At 64.1% G+C, this 2,598-nt stretch carries 3 protein-coding genes; all 3 read left to right on the forward strand.

Annotation, left to right across the window (positions count from 1 at the left end; genetic code table 11):
- Positions 1–170 precede the first annotated feature (170 nt).
- The gene (locus EOA85_RS32310) at positions 171–1,361 is read left to right on the forward strand and encodes an aminotransferase class V-fold PLP-dependent enzyme (protein WP_127212432.1); all 1,191 of its coding nucleotides are present in this window, start codon (positions 171–173) and stop codon (positions 1,359–1,361) included.
- A 21-nt stretch (positions 1,362–1,382) separates the two neighbouring features.
- The gene (locus tag EOA85_RS32315) at positions 1,383–2,324 is read left to right on the forward strand and encodes a CoA ester lyase (RefSeq protein ID WP_127212433.1); all 942 of its coding nucleotides are present in this window, start codon (positions 1,383–1,385) and stop codon (positions 2,322–2,324) included.
- A 12-nt stretch (positions 2,325–2,336) separates the two neighbouring features.
- Positions 2,337–2,598 (forward strand): ATP-grasp domain-containing protein (locus EOA85_RS32320; RefSeq protein ID WP_206523418.1); only part of this gene is annotated, 262 nt, incomplete at its 3' end.

Raw genomic sequence — 2,598 nt, forward strand, 5'->3', positions numbered from 1 at the left:
CCCACCCACTCCAGACCGCCACCCGATGGGCCGAAAATGCGCCGCCCGCCTGGCATTCTTTTCTGCCCGGGCGGGTGTTGTGGCGAACTGGCCCGAAGGGCAGCCTGAGCGCAGCTATCCAGTCCGCGTTCGACCCCGGTTTGCGGACGCCGCGTACAAGTGGAGGAACGATGCCAGGCTACAATCATCTCTTTATTCCCGGCCCCACCAACATCCCCGAGCAGGTCCGTCAGGCGATGGACCTGCCGATGGAGGACATGCGTTCCCCGCGATATCCGGAGCTGACCCTGCCGCTTTTCGCCGACGTCAAAAAGGTTTTCAAGAACCAGAGCGGCCGCGTCTTCATCTATCCTTCGTCCGGGACCGGCGCCTGGGAAGCGGCGATGACGAATGTGCTCTCGCCCGGCGACCGTCTGCTGATGAGCCGCTTCGGCCAGTTCTCGCATCTCTGGGTCGACATGGCCGAGCGCCTCGGCTTCGAGGTCGACTGCCTCGACGGGGAATGGGGTACGGGCGTGCCGGTCGAGCTCTATGCGGAGCGCCTGGCCGCCGACAAGGCGCACAACATCAAAGCGGTCTTCGTGACGCACAACGAAACTGCGACGGGAGTTACCTCCGATGTCGCGGCCGTCCGCGCCGCCCTCGACGCCTGCGGCCATCCAGCGCTGCTCTTTGTGGATGGCGTTTCGTCAATCGGTTCGATCGATTTCCGCCAAGACGAATGGGGCGTCGATTGCGCCGTCTCCGGTTCGCAGAAGGGCTTCATGCTGCCCGCCGGCCTCGGCTTCCTTTCGGTCAGCCAGAAGGCGCTCGAAACCGCCAAGAGCGCGCGCCACATGCGCTGCTACTTCTCCTTCGAGGATATGATCAAGACCAACGACACTGGTTACTTTCCCTACACACCACCGACGCAGTTGCTGCGCGGCCTGCGCGCCTCGCTGGACCTGATCTTCGAAGAAGGCCTCGAGAACATCTTTGCCCGCCACCATCACCTGGCAAACGGGGTCCGCGTGGCTGTTTCCGCCTGGGGCCTGAAACTCTGCGCGACAGAGCCCAAGTGGTATTCCGATACGGTCTCGGCGATCCGCCTGCCCGAGGGCATCGACGGCGTCGAAGTCATTCGCCACGCCTACCGCGCCTACAACACCTCGCTCGGCAGCGGACTGAGCAAAGTGGCGGGCAAGGTCTTCCGCATCGGCCATCTCGGCGCGCTTAACGAGGTCATGGTGCTGGGGGCGCTCTCGGCCGCCGAACTCACGCTGCTCGATTGCGGCCTGACGATCGAGCCGGGCTCGGGCGTGGGAGCCGCGATCAACCAGTTCCGATCCGCCGCCATGACGGCAACCGCCAAAGCAGCCTGAGAAGACCAAGGAGAGGAATTTATGAGCCATACGATCAATCACCTGCGCCGGCTCCGGCTGCAACGCAGCGAACTCGCCGTGCCGGGCTCGAACACGGAGATGATCGGGAAGGCAGCCAGTTCGGACGCCGACTACATCTTCCTCGACATCGAGGATGCGGTAGCGCCGCCGGACAAGGAGCGCGCCCGCGCCAATATCGTGGCGGCGCTGAATGAGATCGACTGGCGGGGCCGCGGCAAGACCATCTCGGTCCGGATCAACGGCCTCGATACCCACTACATGTATCGCGACGTCGTTGATCTCATGGAGCAGGCCGGCGACCGGATTGACACGCTGCTGGTGCCCAAGGTCGGCGTGCCCGCCGACCTCTACATGGTCGAGGCCATGATCAATCAGATCGAGATCGCCAACGGCTACAAGACCCGCGTTGGCCTCGAGGCGCTTATCGAAACCGCACTTGGCATGGCCAATGTCGAGGCCATCGCATCCTTCGGTGGCCGGCTGGAAGCGTTGCATTTCGGCGTTGCCGACTATGCCGCGAGCGTCAAGGCCCGCACCGTCAACATCGGCGGCCTCAACCCCGATTATCCAGGCGACCAATGGCATTTCGGCTTGTCGCGGATGACGGTCGCCTGCCGCGCTTATGGCCTGCGTGCGATCGACGGTCCCTTCGGCGATTTTTCTGATCCCGAGGGCTACAGGGCCGCCGCCCGCCGTGCTGCCGCCCTCGGAATCGAGGGCAAATGGGCCATCCATCCGAGTCAGATCGCGCTTGCCAACGAAATCTTCTCGCCGCCCGAGAAGGAGGTCGATCGCGCCCGCCGCATCATCGACGCGCTGAAGGTCGCCGAGAACCAGGGCAAGGGGGCAGCCTCGCTCGACGGAAAGATGATCGACGCCGCTTCCGAACGGATGGCGCGCAACGTGCTCGCCACCCATGAAGCCATTGCTTCAGCCCGCTGAGAGGAGGACGACATGGACATTCACGAATATCAGGCCAAGGAACTGCTTTCTCGCTACCAAATCCACGTTCCCCGCGGCGGGCTCGCCTACAGCCCTGAACAGGCAGCCTATCGCGCCAGTGAGATCGGCGGCGACCGCTGGGTGGTGAAGGCACAGATCCATTCCGGCGCCCGCGGCAAGGCCGGTGGCATCAAACTCTGCTCGTCCGATCACGAGATCGTCGAGGCCGCCGACGCCATGCTCGGCCGCAGGCTGGTGACCCACCAGACCGGGC

This window comes from Mesorhizobium sp. M5C.F.Ca.IN.020.29.1.1, assembly GCF_003997375.1.
Taxonomy (GTDB): domain Bacteria; phylum Pseudomonadota; class Alphaproteobacteria; order Rhizobiales; family Rhizobiaceae; genus Mesorhizobium; species Mesorhizobium wenxiniae.